The sequence below is a fragment of the Pedobacter jamesrossensis genome, from assembly GCF_042650905.1.
GTDB lineage: Bacteria > Bacteroidota > Bacteroidia > Sphingobacteriales > Sphingobacteriaceae > Pedobacter > Pedobacter jamesrossensis.
In genome coordinates this window covers 26,719-48,369 of the sequence record NZ_JBHSBY010000008.1, presented here as the reverse complement: position 1 = coordinate 48,369, position 21,651 = coordinate 26,719, and the positions used below count along the sequence as shown (strand labels likewise).

Genomic DNA, 21,651 nt, shown 5'->3' with positions numbered 1-21,651 from the left:
TAACAAAAACCCTAATCCTCCGATGGAAACAATGACGCCAACACCAACTTTATCTCTCCAAATGAGTAATCCTTGCCTAAAAACTCTCTGATTGTAGCCATAGATTTTGTTTTCTGACTTTCCACCGCTTCCGTAATATTTCTGATTTTGTTTGGCTTAACCAATTTAGCGACATCCACCTGTTGTGTAGAAACATAATACGCCAGATGCCCCTCAATGGTACCGATAGAAAAACCCCGTTCCTTAGCTATTTCTGCTAAATTTTTTCCTTGTTCATACAACTCAAAAGTTATCAATTTGGTGTCAATCTTTGGTTCTTTCTTTTTCTTCTCTGTCGCCGATTTTACTTTTAATGTAACGCCTTTCAGCTGAATAGCTTTTTGCAACTGCTTATCACGCTCGGCTGCATTTAATAAAGCATCGGTATCTGCTTTGCTAAACTCCCTGCCATCAATCATGGCTTGCAGCAGCGCCTTACTTTTATGCATTTTTTTTAATTGTTCGTAAACTAAAATCTCAAGCTCGAGCAATTCGGTTAAGTAAGTTTTAATCTGTTTTTCTTCTTTTATAGCCTCAATGTGCGCTAACAACTTGTCAGATACTTCTTTAACCAAAGGATTAAAATATTTTAAAGCTGCTGCAACCCTTTTCGAAACATTAAACAAAGTATGCTCCGTTTGCGTGGCAAATAAATTTTTAAGTTGAATGATAAAAGAATCGGCAGTTGCGGCGAGCTTTTGCAAATCGCGGTAAAGTTCCATTGTCCATTCATCATAATGCTGCTTGGTCGATTTTTCTCCTTTATCAAAAGTTTGAACATGTTCCTTAAGATAATATCGAACCAAATTCAAATCGAAAGCAGCTAGCAAGTAAGTTCTGATGAAATCGTAACTCTCGAAACTAATCTGCTGGTTAAGCACATGAGCAGGTTGTTTAGTGCTCGAAAAATAATGGATATTCTGGTCTTGCTGTAAACCTGTTTCTCGCAAATGCGAAGTTAAAACCAAACCTTTTAGCGACCGTAAACGCGAAAGTGCAACATAAGCTTGTCCAGGTGCAAAAGCATCGCCAATATCAATAATTGCCTTATCAAAAGTTAAACCCTGACTTTTATGCACCGTAATTGCCCAAGCCAGTTTTATAGGGTATTGAACAAAAGAACCAGCAACATTTTCAGATATTTCGTTTGTGGCCTCGTTCAATTTATACTTTACGTTCTCCCAAGTATAAGGCGAAATCTGAATCACCACCTTATCTTCCGGCAATTCAATTTCAATAATATCTTTCTCAATATGATGAACAACGCCAATTTTGCCGTTATAGTAACGTTTTTCGGCAGTCATGTCGTTTTTAATAAACATGATTTGAGCACCAACTTTAAGTTCCAAACGCTTATCATTTGGAAAGGAATGCTCATTAAATTCGCCTATAACTTTCGCATCAAAAAAGTACGATTTCGTATTAAGTCGCGCTAACCGTTCTCGATTTATCGTATCTGCTTTGTTATTGTGGGTAGTTAACGTAATATAATTTTCATCTGTTGATGGTTTGAAATCCTGCTTATAATGTTGCCTTAATAAAGCGGTATCCTCAGCGGTAATCTGGTTATTTCTTAAATTATTCAGTAAATCGATAAAAACTGAATCATTTTGGCGATATATTTTATCTAACTCTATATAAATTGGAGGATTATTTTGTAAGGCCAAGGCATCAAAAAAATAAATGCTTTTATAAAAACCCGCCATTATCCTCCATTCATCGTTTTTAACTACCGGAGGCAACTGATGTAAATCGCCAATAAATAGTAACTGAACACCACCAAATGGCACATTTCTATTTCTTCTGATGTAGCGTAAAGAAAAATCGATAGCATCGAGCATATCCGCTCTGAGCATACTCACTTCGTCAATTACCAATAATTCCAGTTCCTGAATCATTCGCCGTTTATTGCCTTGCATGTTCAAATGCTTAACAATTGTACGTGGAGTATTGAAGTTGAAGGTAATATTCTGATTAATGATATTTGCAGCTGCATCAGGAAAAAACGCACCGAATGGCAGTTGAAAAAGAGAGTGAATAGTAACACCAGCAGCGTTAATAGCAGCAATGCCCGTTGGTGCACAAATCATAGCCTTTTTATGCGTGAGCTGAATTAATTTGCGCAAAAAAGTAGTTTTACCAGTTCCTGCTTTTCCGGTTAAAAAAACGTGTTTGGAGGTATAATTCACAAATTTCGCAGCAATTTCTGCGGGCATAGAAGTTTCTTCTAATTCTGGCATTGGCAATAAGATTTTCAGTTAGCTTTATTTGGTGGGATAATTAAAGCTAACAATTTTAGCACAAAAATAGGCATGATTTATAATATTTTAGCGATGTTTTTTCTTTTAATATGCTTTAGATTTTGGAAATGACTGCGCTGTAATTCTTTTGAAACTATATAAACAAAGTTTATAGCTTTTAGGTTAAAAACCACCCCCCGCACTAAAGACTTTGGTTTGTATTAAGAAAGGTTTATTTATGAGGCTATAAAATTGCAGGAACTAAAATTACTAAAACCAAGTTGCTTAAGCACGAACTTTTCCCCTCCTATTTTAGGAGGGGCAAGGGATGGTAAATCATTGCTAAAAACCACATTAGAAGCTATTTAAGCACGACAATAATGAAAATACTTTTTAATTGCAGTTCCATTTTAGGTTTACCAAGGTAGTTCCTCTTCGCAATGACGGCAAAAGGAGCTTAACAAGAAGTTTAAAAAGATTGTAATGAATGGCGGGAATGCATTTCCCGAAGAACTACTGTTATTGCTTTTCAAATCTAAAGCACATAATTGCGTTTGCAATTAAACAGTTAACCGCTTAAACAGTTAAGCAAAATTCTTATCTTTGCAGCCTGATGAAGCAAAATTATTCAAATCTTATTGCAGTTAAATTCCTTTAACTAGGCTTCATCGCCTCTTTTTATCCAAAATTTTATTATGCTTAACCCTGAAATAGAAAAACGCAAAACCTTTGCCATTATTAGTCACCCCGATGCGGGCAAAACCACATTGACAGAAAAATTTCTGCTTTTTGGTGGCGCAATTAATACTGCTGGAGCGGTAAAAAGGAACAAAGCGAACCAAAGCAATACTTCCGATTTTATGGAGATTGAGAAACAACGTGGTATCTCGGTGGCAACTTCGGTAATGGGTTTTGAGTACAGTGGAAAGCGAATCAACATTTTGGATACGCCTGGTCACAAGGATTTCGCGGAAGATACCTACCGTACTTTGTCGGCTGTGGATAGTGTGATTTTGGTGGTAGATTGTGTGAAAGGTGTTGAGGAACAGACTGAAAAACTTATGTCGGTTTGTCGGATGCGTAATACGCCAGTAATCATTTTCGTAAATAAAATGGACCGTGAGGGTAAAGAAGCTTACGATTTATTAGACGAAATTGAGGATAAACTGAATATCAGTTTATGTCCGCTTTCTTGGCCAATTGGGCAAGGACACACTTTTAAAGGTGTTTACAGCATTTACAACAAACATTTAAATTTATTTAATTCCGATAAAACTAAAGTAACCGATTCGGTTGTAGCAGCCAATGATTTGAACGACCCAACTTTATTAAATTACTTGAAAGAAAATGAGATTAATACATTGAAAGATGATGTTGAATTGGTTGATGGTATTTATGGTAAAATCGATAAAGATTTATATACAGAAGGTTTAGTTGCACCTGTTTTCTTTGGTAGTGCAATTAATAACTTCGGGATTAAAGAGCTTTTAGATACGTTTATAGATATTGCGCCAAGTCCCCGACACCGAGAAGCTGAAGAGCGTGACGTTTTGGTTGAGGAGAAAAATTTCAGTGGTTTTGTATTTAAAATTCATGCCAATTTAGACCCGAAACACCGTGATAGAATCGCTTTTTTACGTATTTGTTCAGGCAAATTTGAGCGGAATAAATTTTATTACCATACCCGTCAGGATAAGAAATTGAAATTTTCTAACCCTATGGATTTTATGGCAAACGAAAAAAGTATTGTTGAAGAGGCATGGCCAGGTGATGTGGTTGGTTTGTACGATAGTGGTAACTTTAAAATTGGTGATACGTTAACCGAGGGTGAAAAATTGCAATTTAAAGGGATTCCGAGTTTCTCTCCATCTATTTTTAAGGAAGTAGAAAACATGGACCCAATGCGTACCAAACAATTGGAAAAAGGTATTGAGCAATTAACCGATGAGGGTGTTGCGCAGTTATTTGTAATGCAACCTGGAAATAGAAAAGTAATTGGTGCGGTTGGAGAACTTCAGTTCGAGGTAATTAACTTCCGTTTAGAACATGAATATGGTGCAAAATGCCGTTTCCGTACCTTAAGTTATACACGTTCGAGCTGGGTTACATCTACTGATAGGAAGAAATTAGATGAATTTGTGAAACGTAAACAGCAACACATTGGTTTCGATAAAGAAGCAAATCCCGTTTATTTATCAGATAGCGATTACATGATTAATTTAACGAAACAGGATTATCCTGATATCGACTTCCATAAAACCAGTGAGTTTAAGAGCTAGTTATAGCTTATAGCCATAAAAAAGCTACATAAGAAAACCCTTCTACAATAAATGTGGAAGGGTTTTTTGTTAGATATCCCCCGAAAATCCTGAGTTTTTGAGTTATTTCAATTTACTCAACGCTACTTTAATCCTCGGCAACATATCTTTAATATCCTGTAAAGTACAAGCGCCAACCGAAGCTCTAAACCAAGGCATGCTATGCTCATTTCCAAAAGCAGAGAATGGTACTAAGGCAGCTCCAGCTTCTTTAATTAGATAGAAATTCACATCTGCACTATCTTTTAAAAGCTTACCCTCTTCGGTTGTTTTTCCAATGTAATCGATTTTAATCGTTAAGTAGATTGCACCCATTGGCTCAACTGCATCAACATTGAAGCCTTCTCTTTTTAATTCATTAAATCCATTATATAACGCATTTAAACTATCTTGAATCTTGCCTTTGAAAGTGGTCAAGAATGAATCAACCTGTACTTTATCATTGAAATAATTTGACATGGCAACTTGCTCAGCTTTTGGTGCCCAAGCACCCATGTGACCAACCAAAGCTTTCATTCTATTCACAATATCTTCAGGACCAAACCCCCAACCTACACGCACACCTGTTGCTGCTAAACATTTAGAGCTACCATCTACAAAAACGGTAAACTCACGCATTGCAGGTCGTAAAGAAACTGGATTTACATGCTCTTTTCCGAAAGTTAAGAGTGAATAAATCTGGTCGTACATTAAATAAAGTGGTTTTTCATCCGCTCCACGGGATGCGTTTTCTGCTAAAACAGCATCACAAATTTCTGCTAAAGAATCGGCATCGAACATTGTCCCTGTGGGGTTTAATGGAGAACACAACGCCAATAAAGTTGCACCTTTTAAATGCGGTTTTAATTGTGCTGCTGTCGGCATAAAATTATGCGCTGCATCTGTTTCTACCGCAATTGCTTTTGCAGAAGTTAAGTGGCAATAGTGGTTATTATTCCAAGATGGCGCTGGAAAAACCACGGTATCGCCTGGGTCTATTAAAGCTAGAAAAGTAGCATAAATTAACGGACGAGAACCACCAGAAACTAAAATACTATTGGTATTATATTCTAAACCGAATCTTTCTTTCAATAATTCAGAAACTGTTTCTCTTAATTGCAAAACACCATCCGCAGGTGGATAATTGGTTTGATTTGCGTTGTAAGCATCTACAATCCCAGTTTTTAATTCTGTTGGGATTGGATAGATATTCGAATCGAAATCGCCGATGGTTAAGTTAGCTATTGAAGCACCTTTGCGCTTCATTTCGTTAACCTCATTACCAATTTTTATGATTTCTGAACCAATTAATGCACTGGCTAATACTGAAACTTTCATATACCTTTATTTGTCGCCTTTTACCTCATCGCAAATCATGAAGCAATCTTACTATGTTAGCAAGGAAAAGCCCATCGCTACAAGATTACTTCGTGCCTCGAAATGACGATTTAACGAATTAAATCTTCTATCGCTTTATTTACTTTTCCGAAACCAAATTGAGACAAAACCGCTTGCATTGATGCAGCGATTTGCTCGTTACAAAGGTTACCGATGCTCCCCTCGTGTGTATGATGTATTTGGCTCGATGGTGCAAAAGTACCACTTTCAATTTGTTCGCCAACTATTTTATAAGCCTCTCTAAATGGAATCCCCTGAAGAGCCAATTCGTTTACCACTTCTACACTGAAAAGATAATCGTATTTTTTATCCTCTAAAATACCATCTTTAATCGTGATGTTTTGAAACATAAACGTTGCGATTTCCAAACATTCGTTAAGGGAAGTAATTGCCGGAAAAAGGTTTTCTTTTAGTAATTGTAAATCTCGGTGATAACCCGATGGAAGATTGGTAATCATCATAGCAATTTCATTAGGCAAAGCCTGAATTTTATTACAACGAGAACGAATCAACTCAAAAACATCAGGGTTTTTTTTGTGTGGCATGATGCTTGAGCCTGTTGTTAACTCTGGCGGAAAGCTAATAAAGCTAAAATTCTGGTTGATGAATAAACAAACATCCATCGCCATTTTTGCCAATGTTGCAGCAACCGCACTCATGGCCTGTGCTAAAATACGTTCGGTTTTACCTCGCCCCATTTGCGCATAAACCACATTGTAGTTTAAACTTTCAAAACCCAATAAATTTGTGGTTAAAGTCCTGTTTAAAGGAAAGGATGAACCATAACCTGCAGCAGAACCCAATGGATTTTTATTCGTGATTTTCCAGGCAGCAAGCATCAATTCCATATCATCGGCTAAGCTCTCGGCATAAGCACCAAACCATAAACCGAAAGATGATGGCATTGCAATTTGCAAATGCGTATAACCTGGCATCAATTTATCCTTATGGGTATTGCTAAGCTCAATTAATTGATTAAACAAGGTAGAAGTTTGACCAACTATATCTTCGATACAAGCACGGAAGAATAGTTTTAAATCAACCAAAACCTGGTCGTTACGCGAACGACCGCTATGGATTTTCTTACCTGCTTCGCCAATGCGTTGAGTCAATAACCACTCTACTTGCGAATGCACATCTTCAACTGAATCGTCGATGGTAAAATTTCCAGCTTCAATTTCAGCGTAAATATTTTTAAGTTCTTTTTGAACTGTTGCCAATTCATCTGCAGTTAGCAAATTAATGGTTTCTAACATTTCGGTATGTGCCAAAGAACCCAAAACATCAAATTTTGCCATTTGTAAATCCAGTTCGCGATCTTTACCGACCGTAAAGCTTTCTACAAATCTATGTACATCTATATTTTTTTGCCAAATCTTCATAATTACGATTTTATTTAACAGCAAAGAGCGCTAAGTTTTTCACAAAGCACGCCAAGCATTCTATTAAGGCATTAAAGTTAGGCATCCAAGCCTTCAACCTTTAAGCCATGTACCTTTAACCTTCCACCACTGGTTTCAGCATATTTACATAGCCTTCTACCCCTTCTGCAACCTCACGAACATATAAAAATTCATCTGCCATGTGCGAGCGACCAGAGAAGCCTGGGCCACATTTTACTGATGGAATATCTAATAAAGCTTGGTCTGATGTAGTTGGCGAACCATAAGTTGTTTTACCTAATGCAACACCAGCCAATACCACAGGGTGACTTTTATCTATAGATGATGGTTTTAAACGAATAGAACGAGGCGTTACATCACAATCTACATTTGCCCTGATAATTTCTAAAACTTCTTCGTTTGTGTAGGCATCAGTAACACGAACATCAACTGTAAAAGTACAATTTGCCGGAACCACATTATGTTGCGAACCTGCATTGATAATGGTAACTGTCATTTTCAGCGGACCAAAAACTTCAGATATTTTAGGGAATTGATAAGTTCTAAACCACTCAATATCTTTTAAAGCTTTGTAAATCGCATTTTCTCCTTCTTCACGTGCCGCATGACCAGCTTTTCCGTGAGCAACACAATCGATTACTAACAAACCACGTTCGGCAATTGCCAAATTCATTTCAGTTGGTTCGCCCACAATTCCGAATTCTAATTCGCCCAAATCTGGTAAAACCAATTCTAATCCATTATTTCCAGAAATTTCTTCTTCCGCAGTTGCGGCCAAACAAATGTTATATTTTAAATTTTCTTGAGGGTAATAATAAAGGAACGTTCCGATTAACGAAACCAAGCAACCGCCAGCGTCATTACTGCCCAACCCGAAAAGTTTATCGCCTTCAATGGCTGCATCATAAGGGTCCCGAGTGTAACCAGAATTTGGCTTAACCGTATCATGGTGTGAGTTTAAAAGCAATGTCGGTTTCCATGCATCAAAATACTGATTATAAGCCCAAACATTATTCATTTTACGATAGGTTTTTACCCCACGTTCTTCTAAAAACTGAGCAATTAAATTTGCCGTTCTATCTTCTTCCTTACTAAAGGATTGGATGCGAATTAATTGGCGCAACAAATCTAAACTTTCTTTTTGTATGTTTTCAATCATAGTATCAAGTATCGAGATTGGATGGACTAGACAATATCCCAATCAATTTAAACTACTGGTTCGGTACATTTTCCATCTTACCTCTTCCATTTTTACATAGAGCCTTAGCTCTCTTTAGTATATAAATTCCCAGCCTTTAAAGCCGAAAGTTTAATGCCTTTAATTAACGATGAACTAAAGCCATTATGTTCCATTTCGTTTAATCCGGCAATGGTGCAACCTTTTGGCGAAGTTACTTTATCTATTTCAGTTTCTGGGTGTGTAGCGTTAAGCAATAATAAATCGGCAGCACCTTTTGCAGTTTGCACAGCCATTTTCAAAGCTTCATCTGCATGGAAACCAATCTCTACACCGCCTTGCGATGCTGCTCTGATTGCCCTTAAAAAAAACGCAATACCACATGCGCAAAGTGCAGTTGCCGAAGTCATTAAATCTTCATTTATTTTCACCACAGAACCAACCGTTTCGAACATTTTGGTCACATCTGCAATGTTTGCTGCAGTAGCATTATCGCTAGCTATGCAAGTCATCGATTGGCCAATGGCTATCGCGGTATTTGGCATTGCTCTGATTACTTCTACATCGTTACCTAATTTATCCTTTACCGCAGCGCAACTCACGCCAGAAATAACCGAAATAATTAAGTGTTTTGCTGGATTTATTACACCAGCAATCTCATCTAAAACCGTATTTAGTTGTTGTGGCAAAACCGCTAAAATCACCACATCGGCAGTAGCAACAGTAGCTTTATTATCATTACTGATATTAAATCCTGCTGCTTCAAAGGGTTTTAAATGGTCTAAATTTCTACGGGTTAAAGTAATTTCATTAGCCAATGTATAATCTGCTTTTACCAATCCTTTGGCTAAAGATAAACCTATATTTCCGCTTCCAATTATGGCTATTTTTTTTTCCATCGTTAATTCGTTTAGATGATTACACCAATTTTATATTTTGAAAAGCAGTTTTAGTGCCCTTTTTAATATTAGTCCTGCTATTCGCTTTGCTTCGCTGCGCTACGTGTTCGCTACTATCAATTTTAGAAAACTTCTGTTTTGCAAGAAACAACCAAACACCCCGCCTTTGGGCACCCCTTTAAAAAATGGGAATTGCAAAATGCCTAACCCGTAAATCCTCGAAAGGGGACTTTGCCTTTCTATCGTTCATATTATGCGCTTTATATGAAGTCCCCTTTAGGGGATTTAGGGGTTCATTTTCGTGCCAAAAGTTCCTTTAGCCAGTTCCGATAGCTCATCGGCTTTGCCAATGTAAACTGCGGAAACCCCTTTGTTTATCGCTTCAAAAGCATTGTGCAATTTAGGTATCATGCCGCCTTGCACAGTTCCATCTTCTTTTAAACCCTCAAACTCATTTGCTTTAATTTCTCTTACAACAGACGCATCATCATTAACATCTTTAAGCACACCTTTTTTCTCAAAGCAATATACCAAACGCGTTTCATATAATGATGACATGGCAACCGCAACTGCTGATGCAATTGTATCTGCATTGGTGTTTAACAATTGTGTATTCCCATCGTGTGTAATCGCACATAAAACAGGAGTTAAACCAGCTTTCAGCAAATTATCCAACGTAGTTGATGAAACCGAATTTTCATCTAAATCGCCTACAAAACCGTAATCAATTACAGCACCTGCTAAAGGACCGGGAGGTGTGCCATGAGTTTTAGTTACAATAGGTCTTTTCTTCGCTTTAATGATATTGCCATCTGCACCGCTCAAACCAATGGCGTTATTACCCTTTGCTTGCAATTGCGCCACCATATTTTTATTGATTAAACCCGCATAAACCATAGTTACAATGCGCAAGGTTTCTATATCTGTAATGCGACGACCTTCAACCATTTTAGCTTCTATGCCTAAACTTTCACCCAGTTCGGTAGCAATTTTACCACCACCGTGAACTAAAATTTTATCGCCAGGTAAAGCCGTAAAATCTAACAAAAACTGATGAAGGTTTTCAGAGTTATCAATTACGTTTCCGCCAATTTTGATGATGGTAAGTTGTTTATTCTTCATTTCTATAAAACTGTTCTGTTAATTCATGCAACTTATTTGCCAGCAATTTTTTGTCTATCAATTTGGTTTCATAATCGGCAATTAATGCTGGTGATACATTTCTTGATAAGGCGTATTCTACTACTTCTACATCTGTTCCTTTGCTCAGCAAAATACCTATACTTGGGTTTTCATGGCTTCTTTTCACATATCTATCTAACGCTTCCAAATAGAAATTTAATTTACCTAAAAATTCCGGCTGAAACTCTTTAATTTTTAGCTCGAACAAAACCATACATTGCAAATCGCGATGGTAGAATAATAAATCTGAATAATAATCTTTATTTCCAACTTGCAATCGGTATTCGCTACCCATGTAGGTAAAACTACAGTTTTCGGTTCTTGAGGACACGAACCTTAGCTTAGGTTTAAAGCGAAATGCTAAAAGCTTTGGTCTTTCAGCTTCATTTCTTCCAACATCGCCTTAATTACCGCTTGCGCAGCCCAAAGTCTATTTCCAGCTTCGTGAATAACTAATGAATTTGGCCCATCTAAAATCTCAGAAGATAATTCTAAATCTCTACGAACAGGTAAACAATGCATTACTTTAGCATCATTTGTAAACTTTAGTTTTTCGTTATTCATCATCCAGCCATCTGGATAAGTTGGAACTTTACCGTACTCTTTATAGCTGCTCCAGTTTTTTACATAAACATAATCAGCGCCAGCTAAAGCTTCTTCTATGTTATATTGAATATCAGCTCCAGGCGTAAACTCTTCTGCTAATTCATATCCCTCTGGTTGAGCGATGGTAAAATCTATCATTCCTTCTGCCTGCGCTTTACACATCCACTCGGCAAAAGAGTTTGGAACTGCTTGTGGCAATGCTTTTACATGTGGCGCCCAAGCCAAAACAACCTTAGGTTTGGTTCCATCAGGTTTTTTAGTCCAGGTTTCGTGAATGGTGATAATATCAGCAAAACTTTGTAAAGGGTGACGAGTTGCACTCTCTAAACTCACTACCGGAATTGCACAATATTTCACGAATTTGTTAAAGAAATCTTCGCTGTAGTCTTCTTCTCTATTGTTTAGTTTTGGAAAAGAACGCAAGCCTAAAATATCGCAATATTGGCCCATAACCGCTGCAGCTTCACGAATATGCTCAACGGTCGAACCATTCATTACCACGCCATCTTGCGTCTCTAAAGCCCAACCTTCTTTATCTAAATTCATCACCATTACATTCATACCCAAGTTTAACGCGGCTTTTTGGGTGCTTAAACGGGTACGTAAACTCGGGTTCATAAAAACTAAGCCTAAGGTTTTGTTTTTACCCAAATCTTGGTGCGCATAAGGATTTGCTTTTAATGCCAAAGCATCTTTTACAAATTGTTTGATGCTCGGAACATCGTGTACGGAAGTGAATAACTTCATAATTTCAGGGTTTAAGGTTTGAGGTGTAGGGTTTAAGGTTTCCTGCACCACCTCTAAAAAATTTCAAAAAGGAAATTAGCATTGCTCTAACTTCGTTAATTGATTTATTTACTTTTTTATAATCTTCATCGCTTATGTATTTCAATTCTGATGCACATAAACAGCAACAATCTATTTCATTAGTTGACCCCAAAGCAGTATCTAGAAAATGGGCAAAGTCTTTATCTGTAAACCTACCAGATCCTTCTACAATATTTAAAGGAATGGACAATGATGGTCTGGTAAGTTGAGACGTTAATTCAAACCTTTCTTCTTTTGGAAATTTTGTAGCAATATCCTTTTTGATGAACATATTCTTCTCATGGGTTTTTTTCCAAACATCAAGTTTTTTTATAGTCTCTCATAACCTTAAACCTTATGCCCTACACCTTTTACCGCTTTCGCGAAAGCACCCAAAAATTCATCAGCGTGTGCTTTAGTTAAATTTAATGCTGGCAACAAACGGATTACATTTGGTTTGGCTTCGCCAGTAAAGATGAAGTGCTTAAACAAAAGTTCTTTTTTAACGTGAGCCAGTTCTTCTGGCAACTCTATACCAATCATTAAACCACGACCCCTAACTTCTTTTACTTGCTCAAATTTATTCAATTCTTCAATTAAATAGTTTCCAATCTCTTCTGCATTTTGCATTAAGTTGTCTTTTTCCATTACTTCTAAAACAGCTAATGCGGCAGCACAAGCTAGGTGATTACCACCAAAGGTTGTACCTAGTTCGCCATGCCAAGGTTTAAATTTTGGGGCAATTGAAATTCCTGCAACTGGAAACCCGTTACCCATCCCTTTTGCCATCGTGTAAACATCTGCCTCAACGCCAGCATAATCGTGAGAATAGAATAAACCTGTTCTGCCATAACCGCACTGAACGCTATCAGCAATGTAAACCGCGTTGTATTCATCACAAAGTGAACGGATTTTTTGCAAGAAACTTTTTGAAGCCTCTTTAATTCCACCCACACCTTGAATACCTTCTATAATTACTGCTGAAATCTCATTTCCTTGCGCTTTGAAAGTTTCTTCTAAAGCTACCTCATTGTTAAAGGGCAAGAAGATTACGTTTTCAGTCTGATTAACCGGCGCTACAATTTTAGGATTATCGGTTACGGCAACCGCTAAAGATGTACGTCCGTGGAAAGCGCCTCTAAAAGCGATTACTTTCTTTCTGCCGTTATAAAACGAAGCCAGTTTTAAAGCATTTTCATTGGCTTCTGCCCCAGAATTTACTAAGAACAATTGGAAATCTTTTTTACCAGAAACTTTTCCTAATTTCTCAGCTAGCTGTACCTGTAAAGGAATTTTAACCGAGTTAGAATAAAATCCAACTTTGTTTAATTGATCGGTTAAACGAGTTACATAATGTGGGTTGGTGTGACCAATTGAAATTACAGCGTGACCGCCGTATAAATCTAAATATTTTTGTCCGTTAGCATCCCAAACATTACTGCCGGCTGCTTTTGTAATTTCTATATCGTTAAGAGGGTATACGTCGAATAAATTCATTTTTTTTAGAATTTTTGTCATTCTGAGCTTGCGAAGAATCTCGGGTTAAGGTACTTCGACAAGTTCAGCATGACAGGTTGTTTAAAAGTTCGCAGCCTTTAAGCGCAAACCACTATTTTCTTCCAAGCCAAACATTAAGTTCATATTCTGAACGGCTTGTCCGCTGGCGCCTTTTAACAGGTTATCAATAATGCTGATGATAAATAATTTATTACCATGCTTTTCGACATGAACCAATGCTTTATTGGTGTTCACAACCTGTTTTAAATCGATGTTTTTCCGGCTTACGTGTGTAAATGGATGTTCCCTATAGTAGTCTTCGTATAGCTTTTGCGCTTCTTCCAAAGTTAAATCACTTTCCAAATACATCGAGGCTAAAATCCCTCTGGTAAAATCTCCACGTTGTGGGATGAAATTTAAAGTTGCCCCAACCCCTAAATCCCCTAAAGGGGACTTCTTAGCAGCTTGTGTTAAACTCTCGCCTATTTCATTTAGGTGTTGATGTTCAAATGCTTTATAAATAGAAAGATTATTATTTCTCCAGCTAAAATGCGAAGTTGTTGACAAGCTTTGTCCGGCACCAGTAGAGCCTGTTGTAGCATTGATGTGAACTTCGCTTCTGATTAATCCTTTAGCAGCTAGCGGTAATAAACCTAATTGAATACAAGTTGCAAAACAACCTGGATTAGCAATGTTTTTAGCCGCCTTTATTTTATCTCTATTTAATTCTGGCAAACCATAAACAAAGTCACGAGTTTCAAGTTGTGAGTTTTGAGCTAACCTAAAATCTTGAGATAAATCTATGATCTTGATATTTTCATTTATTGGATTTGCATCCAAAAATTTCTTCGCATCTCCATGTCCAACACAAAGAAAAAGTACATCAATATCTTGAGGAATATCACTCGTAAACTTTAAATCCGTATCGCCAATTAAATCGGTGTGTACATCTGAAATTAAATTCCCACCATTACTTGTACTATTTACGAAAGCAATTTCCACATTCGGGTGATTAACCAAAATGCGTAACATTTCGCCACCTGTGTATCCGGCACCGCCGATAATTCCTGCTTTTATTTTATTCATCATTATTAGTTTACTACAATTTTATAAAGAAGAAATTCAGTATCATTTTCTTGCTTTTTAAATCCGATGGTCTCATATAAACTTTGCGCCGTAAGGTTATCAACTGCCGTTTCTAATTGTACAAACGTTGAACCTTGCTTTTTTGCAAAATTTATAACCGTGTTAATCAACGCTTCACCAATGCCTTGTTTTCGATAATCCACATCAACAAATAAATCGTTCAAAATCCAATTTTTAGAAAGCCTAGCAGATGAATACTTAGGATACAGTTGCGTAAAGCCTACAGGTTTGTTTCCATCTAATGCAACAAAAATTACTGATTCATCATTTTCTAGGCGCGCATCGATAAATGCTTTTGCCATGCCCAAATCTGAGAATTGATTATAAAATATTCTATATTGATTAAATAAGCCAACTACTAAGTTTGCCTCATTGATAGCAATTTGTTTAATCTTAATATTATTCACAATCTGTTCTGTCATTTTCAGTAGATGGATATGAAAAAAGTATAAATTCTAAATCATCAACCTCTTTGTTCATAATTTTATGTTTATCGCCTGCTTTAATTTGCAAACCTTTATGAGCATCAACTAAGTAAGTTTGTCCTTCAATTAAAAATGTTGCCTGTCCTTTTAAAATAAAAAAGAATTGCTCAGCATAGGTATGAAAATGTAATCTCTCCGCAGTTTGAGCTGGCATCAATTCTTGTTTAATCGATGTCTCAGAGTTATTTATAAAATTCCAATCATCGCAATTACCTCCCCATTTGTAGTGGTCTAGACAATTTTCTTTTGAAAGGATTTCACTCATTTTTATTTTTTATTGTCCTTCAACAAGCTCAGGATGACATTGCCAAAAAGATTGCTTTCCCGAATAGTCTGGACAGGCTGTCACTCCTCCTCACAATGACACTCAGCAAAGAAAGCTCTCAGCTTTAAGCTTCTTCCGAATTAACTTTATGCCAAATCATTACCTGGTTGCCGAATATTTTAGAGAAACCTTTTACATCTTCGCCGCTCCAGGCATTGTTCATTTCACCGTAGCTGCCAAATTTGTTGCTCATTAAATCGTGGTTAGAATCTATTCCGATAATTTGGAAACGATAAGGCAATAATTCTACAAATACTTTACCACTTACTACTTTTTGAGTATCAGTTAAAAAAGCTTCAATATTTCGCATAATCGGGTCGTGAAACTGACCTTCGTGCAACCAGTTTCCATAGAACGATGACAATTGCTCTTTCCAGCTCAACTGCCATTTAGTAAGCGTATGTTTTTCTAGAGTATGGTGCGCTTTGATGATAATAATTGGCGCAGCAGCTTCAAAACCAACACGACCTTTAATACCAATAATTGTATCGCCAACATGGATATCTCTACCAATTCCATAAGGTTGAGCAATGGCTTGCAACTTTTGAATTGCCGAAACTGGATGTAATTGCTCCCCATCAATACCAACCAATTCACCTTGTTCGAAAGTTAATTCAATTTTACGAGCTTCAGTTTCTGACACCTGGGTTGGCCAAGCACTTTCTGGTAAAGTTTCATTAGAAGTTAAAGTTTCTTTTCCTCCAACAGATGTTCCCCACAAACCTTTATTGATAGAATATCTTGCTTTCTCTGCGCTATATTCAACACCATGTTTGGCTAAATATTCTATTTCCGCTTCGCGGGATAATTTTAAATCTCTAATTGGCGTAATGATTTCAACTTCCGGAATTAAGATGTTGAAAATCATATCAAAACGAACTTGGTCGTTACCAGCTCCAGTACTCCCATGAGCTACATAATCGGCACCAATTTTTTTCACATAGTTAGCAATTGCAGTAGCTTGGCTCACACGTTCAGCACTTACAGAAAGTGGGTAAGTCGCATTTTTTAATACGTTGCCGAAAATTAAATACTTGATGCAACCATCGTAATAACTTTCAGTTTCATCTACCACAGCGTGAGATTTTACACCTAAAGCATAAGCACGTTTTTCTATTTCTTGCAATTCTTCATCAGAAAAACCACCAGTATTTACAATAACTGAGTGTACTTCTAATCCACGGTCTTGAGCTAAGTGGATGCAACAAAATGAGGTGTCTAAACCTCCGCTAAATGCTAAAACAACTTTGTTCTTCATCAATTCTATTTATTAAATAAAAGGGTAAACAATACTAAAATGGATTTTAATCCTGTTTTTGGTTTAACAACCAATCGAGATTTAATACGCATAAAACGTTCGTATAAACCTGGTTTTTTCTGTAATTCTTCTGCGAAAACTTTTGCAGCTTCGTGTTTCTTTTCCGCAGGGTCGTAAAGCATCGCTGTGCACATGCAATTTTTCCGCTCCTTCATTTTCAAGATTTCGAAGTTTACGCAGCTTTGGCAGCCTTTCCAAAAATCTTCATCTTGAGTTAGCTCAGAATAGGTAACAGGTTCATAGCCTAAGTCAGAATTAATTTTCATTACAGCCAATCCGGTAGTTAAACCAAATATTTTGGCCTTTGGATATAACTTTCTTGAAAGTTCGAAAATGGCTTCCTTAATGGCATGTGCTAATCCTGCTTTTCTGTATTTCGGACTAACGATTAAGCCAGAATTGGCAACAAATTGCCCATGGCTCCAAGTTTCTATATAACAAAAACCAGCCCAAGAGCCATCCTTGTGAAAAGCAATAACTGCCTTGCCCTCTTGCATTTTACCAGAAATATACTCTGGAGAACGCTTAGCGATGCCTGTTCCTCTGGCTTTCGCAGATTCGGCCATTTCGGTTACAATCTCTTCCGCAAAAACGTGATGTTCTGGGATAGCGACTTGTACTATAAATTCATTAATATTCATTCGTTTTCTAACGAAAAATTAAGGTATTCTTGTTAATTGGGTTTTTAGAGAGGATCAATTCCTCGTTGGTATTAGTAAGATGTACTAAATACGTGGAGTAAAATTTTGCCGGCAGTTTGGATAGTGAAATACGGGTAAAAAACTATTTATAAATAAACCTTCATCAGACACTGAATGCGCTGTGAAACTTGAAAGTTTATATAAAAATTGTTTAATCATTTCTTGCGTATTAAAACGGCTTTAACTCTATTGAGGTGCAAAGGTTTAAATAAAAATCGAGTTCCACAATATTATGCCGATTTTTTTACGTTTTAATAATAATTTATTATTATCTAGTTTGACTCGATAAGTTGATTTATGGCTTGTAAGCATTAAAATAATGCTTATTTCTTATGAAAAAAGATGTTAACCAGTAATGGTTTTTTACAATGGTAATATAAAATCACTGCAATAATAGAATTTCATTGCATTGATCAGCCTACACAGTTTGAATCTTTGTAGATTAATCAAACATTTGTAAATATAAATTTCACTTATTACTTAAAGTTGTATTTAAGGTCAATTTCAAATTCGCCATTACTGCTAAATGAAAGTGAAAAAATTTTGGCAAAACTTTAACATCAGCTTAACAAGATTTAACATTTTTAATTGCACTATAAGCACAATATTTGTAAACATGTAGCGAATGTTAATCGACTATCGTTTCTGTTAGAATTATAAATAAAAATTAAAGCCTAAAAACCGCATGAAATTTTCTACTATCAAACATCTTAAAAAAGCATTCCTTTACTCTGTAATTACAGCAATGGGTATTTCAACTATCAGTTCCTGTGCAAAAACTGATAATACTGATACTACAATTTCTTATTTAAGAACTGTTAATGCTTCTCCTTCATTGGCAACATACAACGCTTATCTTAATGGCAACATAATTACCTCAGCATCTTTGCCTTTTGCGGGTTCTACTGCTTACACATCGAGAGCTGCTGGCACTTACACCTTAAAATTTACCAGCGGAAGCTCGACAGAAAGTTTATTTGCAAAAGACATTTCTTTAAACCAAAACACAAGCTATTCATACTATTTGGCTAACAAGCCTGCTCAGCTCGATGGGCTCTTAATTAGCGATGATTTAAGTATGCCAGCAACCGATAAGGCGTACATACGTTTTATTAATTTATCTCCTGATGCTCCTGCATTAGATTTAATTAAAACTGGAACGACAACCTCGTATGCAACAAACAAAACGTACAAAACTGCAACGAGTTTTGTGGCTGTAGACGCTGGAACTTATTCTCTTGATGTAAAAGATACAGCTACAGGAGTTGTAAAACTCACAAAAACTGATGCTATTTTCGCCGCCGGCTATCATTACGATGTAATTTGTGGTGGTTTGATAACACCAGCAAATGACACCGAACGCCCGCTAAGTTTACAAGTTTTAACTATTAAATAAAATAATTATTACTCTAGCCGGCGAAAGCAACAATTAATTTATAGGAGGATTATCTTTAAAAAGGTAATCCTTTTTTTGTGCTTGTATTTTAGCAAGGTTTTTACGGTCTAAATGATAAACTTCATATCAATAAGTAGCAATTCAGAACTGATAATCAAGCAGAAAAACTCCAATCAAACCTTAAACAAAAACCTCTTATTTAGAATTATTCAAAATAATTTGGATTATTAAAATTTGTACCGTTATTTTGCAGCTGTTTAGAATTAATCCAAATAAATTTAACATGCATAAAATCAGACTCCTTATTTTAACTTTTTTCTTAACAAGCATCAATATAATTGCATTGGCCCAGCAATTTGCAACCGTAAAGGGAACTATTACAACCTCTGATGGGAAACCAGCAGCATATATTAGTGTAGGTTTAAAAGGAAAAGGACAGGGAAGTATTACAGATGAAAGAGGTTTTTTTGAAATACAAAAAGTTAAAGCTGGCACTTATAGTTTAAGAGCATCTGGTGTGGGCATACAAAGCTCAGAGAAGAATATTATTGTCTTAGCAGGCCAAAACCAAATAATAGATTTTGTCATCAGCCAGAGCTCAAACCAATTAAATGAAGTAAACATCAATAAGGTTAGAGTTAACAAATATGCTACTAAAAAAAGTGATTATGTTTCAAAAATGCCACTTACTAATCTTGAGAACCCTCAGGTTTACACCACAATTTCTAAAGAAACTATTGCAGACCAATTAATATTTTCTGTTGATGATGCGACTCGCAATGCTACAGGTCTGCAAAAAATGTGGGAGTCAACCTCTCGTGGTGGCGATGGAGGTGCTTATTATGCATCGAGAGGATTTATTGTTCAAGCAAAACTTAGAAATGGACTTGCTGGCAACGTAACCAGCCGAAACGATGCTGCAAATCTAGAGAGTATTGAAATAATAAAAGGTCCATCAGCTACTCTATTCGGAAGTACCCTAACTTCATACGGTGGCTTAATAAATCGTGTGACTAAAAAACCGTTTGAGGGCATTGGTGGCGAAATAACTTATGCTGCAGGCAGTAATGATTTAAATAGAGTTAGTACAGATTTTAACTTTCCTGTTGATAAAAATAATAAGATATACGCTCGCTTAAATACCTCTTACAATTATAAAGGTTCATTCCAGGATAATGTTTTCGACAGGGGCTTATTTTTAGCACCAAGCTTATCTTATAAGGTAAACGATAAACTAGATTTTAGTTTCGACGCAGAAATAGCCAGTGGCACAAATACTTTAAAACCATTCGTTTTCTTTTATTTCCCCGTAGCTCAACTGGGTTTTGATAGAGCAGATCAGGCAGGTATCGATTATAACAAATCTTTTATTGGCACTGGTATGAAGCAAAAATATCAAAGTACAAACTTCTTCGCACAGGCTAACTATAAATTTAACGATAACTGGTCGTCACATACCAATTTCTCAAGTAATTATAGTTTTTCTAATGGTCGTGGTTCCTATTTATTTTTGGTTCCAAACAGCTACTTAAATCCATCAGCTGCGCCAGGTGCAGATTATTTATCAAGAGCAGATCAATCTACCGATAACAGCAAAAACTACACCTACGAGGTGCAACAAAACTTTAATGGAAACTTCAATATCGGTTCCATTAAAAACAGACTTGTATTAGGTTTAGATTACCTGCGCCAGAATTCTGATCAGTTATTTTATTCGATTAATACTTTCGACCTTACAAATAAAAACGGAACTGACCCCAACTATAATAATTTTAATGAATCTAACTTAGCAGCCTTTTACACTGCAAATGCAAATGACCCAAATGTCGTTTTTAAATATCCTGTAAATTATATTTCAAATACCTACAGCGCTTATGCATCTGATGTAATTAACCTAACTGATAAATTTATCGCTTTAGCAGCTATTCGCGTTGATAGATTTGATAATAAAGGTAATTCAGACCGTGCAGGTTCTACGCGAACAGGTGCTTATAAACAAACCGTTTTTTCTCCAAAATTTGGACTGGTTTATCAAATCGTTAAAGATCAGGTTTCTCTTTTTGCTAACTACCAAAATGGCTTCAATAATATTAATGGAATTGATTATAGAGGCGAATCATTCAAACCAGAACAGGCAAATCAAATAGAAGGAGGAGTTAAATTAAGTGCATTTAACGATCGATTAACTGGCTCGGTTTCTTATTACGACATTAAGGTAAAAGATATCGTTAGAGGTTACAATGGAGATCCGTTAAACCCAAATGCCCAAATTCAGGATGGCAACAAAATAAGTAAAGGGATTGAAGCTGAAATTGTAGCCAACCCAATAAATGGTTTAAACATTATTGCTGGCTTTGCTTACAATGATAATCATCTGGAAAATGCATCGGCAGATGTTGAAGGTAGAAGAGATGCTTATTCTGCAGCACCCTACTCTGCAAACTTGTGGATTAGCTATAAATTCTTAAACGGTTCGATTAAAGGTTTTGGTTTGGGTGCAGGTGGAAATTATGCTAGCGACAACATGATTGTGAATAGCGTTAGTCAAGGCATATTTACACTGCCTGCATATAAGGTTTATAATGCATCTGTATTCTATGACCACCAAAGATTTAGAATTGGTGTTAAAGCAGACAATTTTACAAATCAAAAATACTGGACTGGCTACAGCACGATGAACCCGCAAGACTTAAGAACCTTTACAGGAAGTTTCACTTATAAATTTTAATACAAAA

Annotated in this window: 19 protein-coding genes; 4 read left to right on the top strand and 15 right to left on the bottom strand. The window is 36.4% G+C overall.

Annotated features, from left to right (window positions below; genetic code table 11):
* Positions 1 to 11: 11 nt before the first annotated feature.
* On the bottom strand, positions 12 to 2,279 hold the full coding sequence (locus tag ACFOUY_RS01280; protein ID WP_378958626.1) for a helix-turn-helix domain-containing protein: 2,268 nt from the start codon (positions 2,277 to 2,279) through the stop codon (positions 12 to 14).
* A 695-nt stretch (positions 2,280 to 2,974) separates the two neighbouring features.
* Here ACFOUY_RS01280 and ACFOUY_RS01275 point away from each other — a divergent pair.
* Positions 2,975 to 4,558 (top strand): peptide chain release factor 3, encoded by a 1,584-nt coding sequence (locus ACFOUY_RS01275; protein WP_378958625.1) that lies wholly within the window; start codon positions 2,975 to 2,977, stop codon positions 4,556 to 4,558.
* Positions 4,559 to 4,660: 102 nt separating this feature from the next.
* On the opposite strand, the gene ACFOUY_RS01270 is transcribed toward ACFOUY_RS01275, so the two are convergent.
* The 14 genes from ACFOUY_RS01270 to ACFOUY_RS01205 form a co-directional block, all read right to left on the bottom strand.
* Entirely contained in the window at positions 4,661 to 5,914 is a 1,254-nt protein-coding gene (locus ACFOUY_RS01270) for a pyridoxal phosphate-dependent aminotransferase (protein ID WP_378958624.1), read from the bottom strand.
* 110 nt (positions 5,915 to 6,024) lie between these two features.
* Positions 6,025 to 7,356 (bottom strand): argininosuccinate lyase, encoded by a 1,332-nt coding sequence (gene argH / locus ACFOUY_RS01265; protein WP_378958623.1) that lies wholly within the window; start codon positions 7,354 to 7,356, stop codon positions 6,025 to 6,027.
* Positions 7,357 to 7,471: 115 nt separating this feature from the next.
* The gene (locus tag ACFOUY_RS01260; protein WP_378958622.1) at positions 7,472 to 8,536 is read right to left on the bottom strand and encodes a M20 family metallo-hydrolase; all 1,065 of its coding nucleotides are present in this window, start codon (positions 8,534 to 8,536) and stop codon (positions 7,472 to 7,474) included.
* Positions 8,537 to 8,640: 104 nt separating this feature from the next.
* Entirely contained in the window at positions 8,641 to 9,453 is an 813-nt protein-coding gene (proC, locus tag ACFOUY_RS01255; protein WP_378958621.1) for a pyrroline-5-carboxylate reductase, read from the bottom strand.
* Between the two features lie 285 nt (positions 9,454 to 9,738).
* On the bottom strand, positions 9,739 to 10,575 hold the full coding sequence (gene argB, locus ACFOUY_RS01250; RefSeq protein ID WP_378958620.1) for an acetylglutamate kinase: 837 nt from the start codon (positions 10,573 to 10,575) through the stop codon (positions 9,739 to 9,741).
* Complete coding sequence (locus ACFOUY_RS01245; RefSeq protein WP_378958619.1) at positions 10,565 to 10,966, bottom strand: PDDEXK nuclease domain-containing protein; 402 nt, start codon at positions 10,964 to 10,966, stop codon at positions 10,565 to 10,567. Before ACFOUY_RS01245 ends, argB begins: the two co-directional genes overlap by 11 nt.
* Positions 10,967 to 10,995: 29 nt before the next feature.
* Positions 10,996 to 11,988 carry a Rossmann-fold NAD(P)-binding domain-containing protein gene (locus ACFOUY_RS01240; protein ID WP_378958618.1) on the bottom strand — a complete coding sequence of 331 codons (993 nt, stop codon included), beginning with the start codon at positions 11,986 to 11,988 and terminating at the stop codon, positions 10,996 to 10,998.
* Between the two features lie 4 nt (positions 11,989 to 11,992).
* Entirely contained in the window at positions 11,993 to 12,382 is a 390-nt protein-coding gene (locus tag ACFOUY_RS01235) for a four helix bundle protein (protein ID WP_378958649.1), read from the bottom strand.
* A 14-nt stretch (positions 12,383 to 12,396) separates the two neighbouring features.
* A complete protein-coding gene (locus tag ACFOUY_RS01230) occupies positions 12,397 to 13,545 on the bottom strand; it encodes an aspartate aminotransferase family protein (RefSeq protein WP_378958617.1) in 1,149 nt (382 codons plus the stop codon).
* An 81-nt stretch (positions 13,546 to 13,626) separates the two neighbouring features.
* Positions 13,627 to 14,631, bottom strand: coding sequence for an N-acetyl-gamma-glutamyl-phosphate reductase (gene argC, locus ACFOUY_RS01225; RefSeq protein WP_378958648.1), 1,005 nt, complete (start codon positions 14,629 to 14,631; stop codon positions 13,627 to 13,629).
* Positions 14,632 to 14,636: 5 nt separating this feature from the next.
* Complete coding sequence (locus ACFOUY_RS01220) at positions 14,637 to 15,113, bottom strand: GNAT family N-acetyltransferase (RefSeq protein WP_378958616.1); 477 nt, start codon at positions 15,111 to 15,113, stop codon at positions 14,637 to 14,639.
* Positions 15,091 to 15,441, bottom strand: a complete 351-nt coding sequence (locus ACFOUY_RS01215) for a cupin domain-containing protein (protein ID WP_378958615.1) — start codon at positions 15,439 to 15,441, stop codon at positions 15,091 to 15,093. Before ACFOUY_RS01215 ends, ACFOUY_RS01220 begins: the two co-directional genes overlap by 23 nt.
* 124 nt (positions 15,442 to 15,565) lie before the next feature.
* On the bottom strand, positions 15,566 to 16,759 hold the full coding sequence (argG, locus tag ACFOUY_RS01210) for an argininosuccinate synthase (protein ID WP_378958614.1): 1,194 nt from the start codon (positions 16,757 to 16,759) through the stop codon (positions 15,566 to 15,568).
* 5 nt (positions 16,760 to 16,764) lie between these two features.
* Positions 16,765 to 17,460: a GNAT family N-acetyltransferase gene (locus ACFOUY_RS01205; protein ID WP_378958613.1), complete on the bottom strand. Its 696-nt coding sequence runs from the start codon at positions 17,458 to 17,460 to the stop codon at positions 16,765 to 16,767.
* Positions 17,461 to 18,006: 546 nt separating this feature from the next.
* Here ACFOUY_RS01205 and ACFOUY_RS01200 point away from each other — a divergent pair.
* The 3 genes from ACFOUY_RS01200 (at position 18,007) to ACFOUY_RS01190 (ending at position 21,644) form a co-directional block, all read left to right on the top strand.
* On the top strand, positions 18,007 to 18,078 hold the full coding sequence (locus ACFOUY_RS01200) for a sigma-70 factor domain-containing protein (protein ID WP_378958647.1): 72 nt from the start codon (positions 18,007 to 18,009) through the stop codon (positions 18,076 to 18,078).
* A 127-nt stretch (positions 18,079 to 18,205) separates the two neighbouring features.
* Entirely contained in the window at positions 18,206 to 18,916 is a 711-nt protein-coding gene (locus ACFOUY_RS01195) for a DUF4397 domain-containing protein (protein ID WP_378958612.1), read from the top strand.
* A gap of 283 nt (positions 18,917 to 19,199) precedes the next feature.
* Positions 19,200 to 21,644: a TonB-dependent receptor domain-containing protein gene (locus ACFOUY_RS01190; RefSeq protein WP_378958611.1), complete on the top strand. Its 2,445-nt coding sequence runs from the start codon at positions 19,200 to 19,202 to the stop codon at positions 21,642 to 21,644.
* The last annotated feature ends 7 nt before the right edge of the window (positions 21,645 to 21,651 follow it).

What these genes read in the sequence shown, in the direction of transcription:
- ACFOUY_RS01280 (WP_378958626.1), bottom strand. Translation starts at nt 2,279, where the DNA reads ATGCCAGAATTAGAAGAAACTTCTATGCCCGCAGAAATTGCTGCGAAA.
- ACFOUY_RS01275 (WP_378958625.1), top strand. Translation starts at nt 2,975, where the DNA reads ATGCTTAACCCTGAAATAGAAAAACGCAAAACCTTTGCCATTATTAGT.
- ACFOUY_RS01270 (WP_378958624.1), bottom strand. Translation starts at nt 5,914, where the DNA reads ATGAAAGTTTCAGTATTAGCCAGTGCATTAATTGGTTCAGAAATCATA.
- argH (WP_378958623.1), bottom strand. Translation starts at nt 7,356, where the DNA reads ATGAAGATTTGGCAAAAAAATATAGATGTACATAGATTTGTAGAAAGC.
- ACFOUY_RS01260 (WP_378958622.1), bottom strand. Translation starts at nt 8,536, where the DNA reads ATGATTGAAAACATACAAAAAGAAAGTTTAGATTTGTTGCGCCAATTA.
- proC (WP_378958621.1), bottom strand. Translation starts at nt 9,453, where the DNA reads ATGGAAAAAAAAATAGCCATAATTGGAAGCGGAAATATAGGTTTATCT.
- argB (WP_378958620.1), bottom strand. Translation starts at nt 10,575, where the DNA reads ATGAAGAATAAACAACTTACCATCATCAAAATTGGCGGAAACGTAATT.
- ACFOUY_RS01240 (WP_378958618.1), bottom strand. Translation starts at nt 11,988, where the DNA reads ATGAAGTTATTCACTTCCGTACACGATGTTCCGAGCATCAAACAATTT.
- ACFOUY_RS01230 (WP_378958617.1), bottom strand. Translation starts at nt 13,545, where the DNA reads ATGAATTTATTCGACGTATACCCTCTTAACGATATAGAAATTACAAAA.
- argC (WP_378958648.1), bottom strand. Translation starts at nt 14,631, where the DNA reads ATGAATAAAATAAAAGCAGGAATTATCGGCGGTGCCGGATACACAGGT.
- ACFOUY_RS01220 (WP_378958616.1), bottom strand. Translation starts at nt 15,113, where the DNA reads ATGACAGAACAGATTGTGAATAATATTAAGATTAAACAAATTGCTATC.
- ACFOUY_RS01215 (WP_378958615.1), bottom strand. Translation starts at nt 15,441, where the DNA reads ATGAGTGAAATCCTTTCAAAAGAAAATTGTCTAGACCACTACAAATGG.
- argG (WP_378958614.1), bottom strand. Translation starts at nt 16,759, where the DNA reads ATGAAGAACAAAGTTGTTTTAGCATTTAGCGGAGGTTTAGACACCTCA.
- ACFOUY_RS01205 (WP_378958613.1), bottom strand. Translation starts at nt 17,460, where the DNA reads ATGAATATTAATGAATTTATAGTACAAGTCGCTATCCCAGAACATCAC.
- ACFOUY_RS01195 (WP_378958612.1), top strand. Translation starts at nt 18,206, where the DNA reads ATGAAATTTTCTACTATCAAACATCTTAAAAAAGCATTCCTTTACTCT.
- ACFOUY_RS01190 (WP_378958611.1), top strand. Translation starts at nt 19,200, where the DNA reads ATGCATAAAATCAGACTCCTTATTTTAACTTTTTTCTTAACAAGCATC.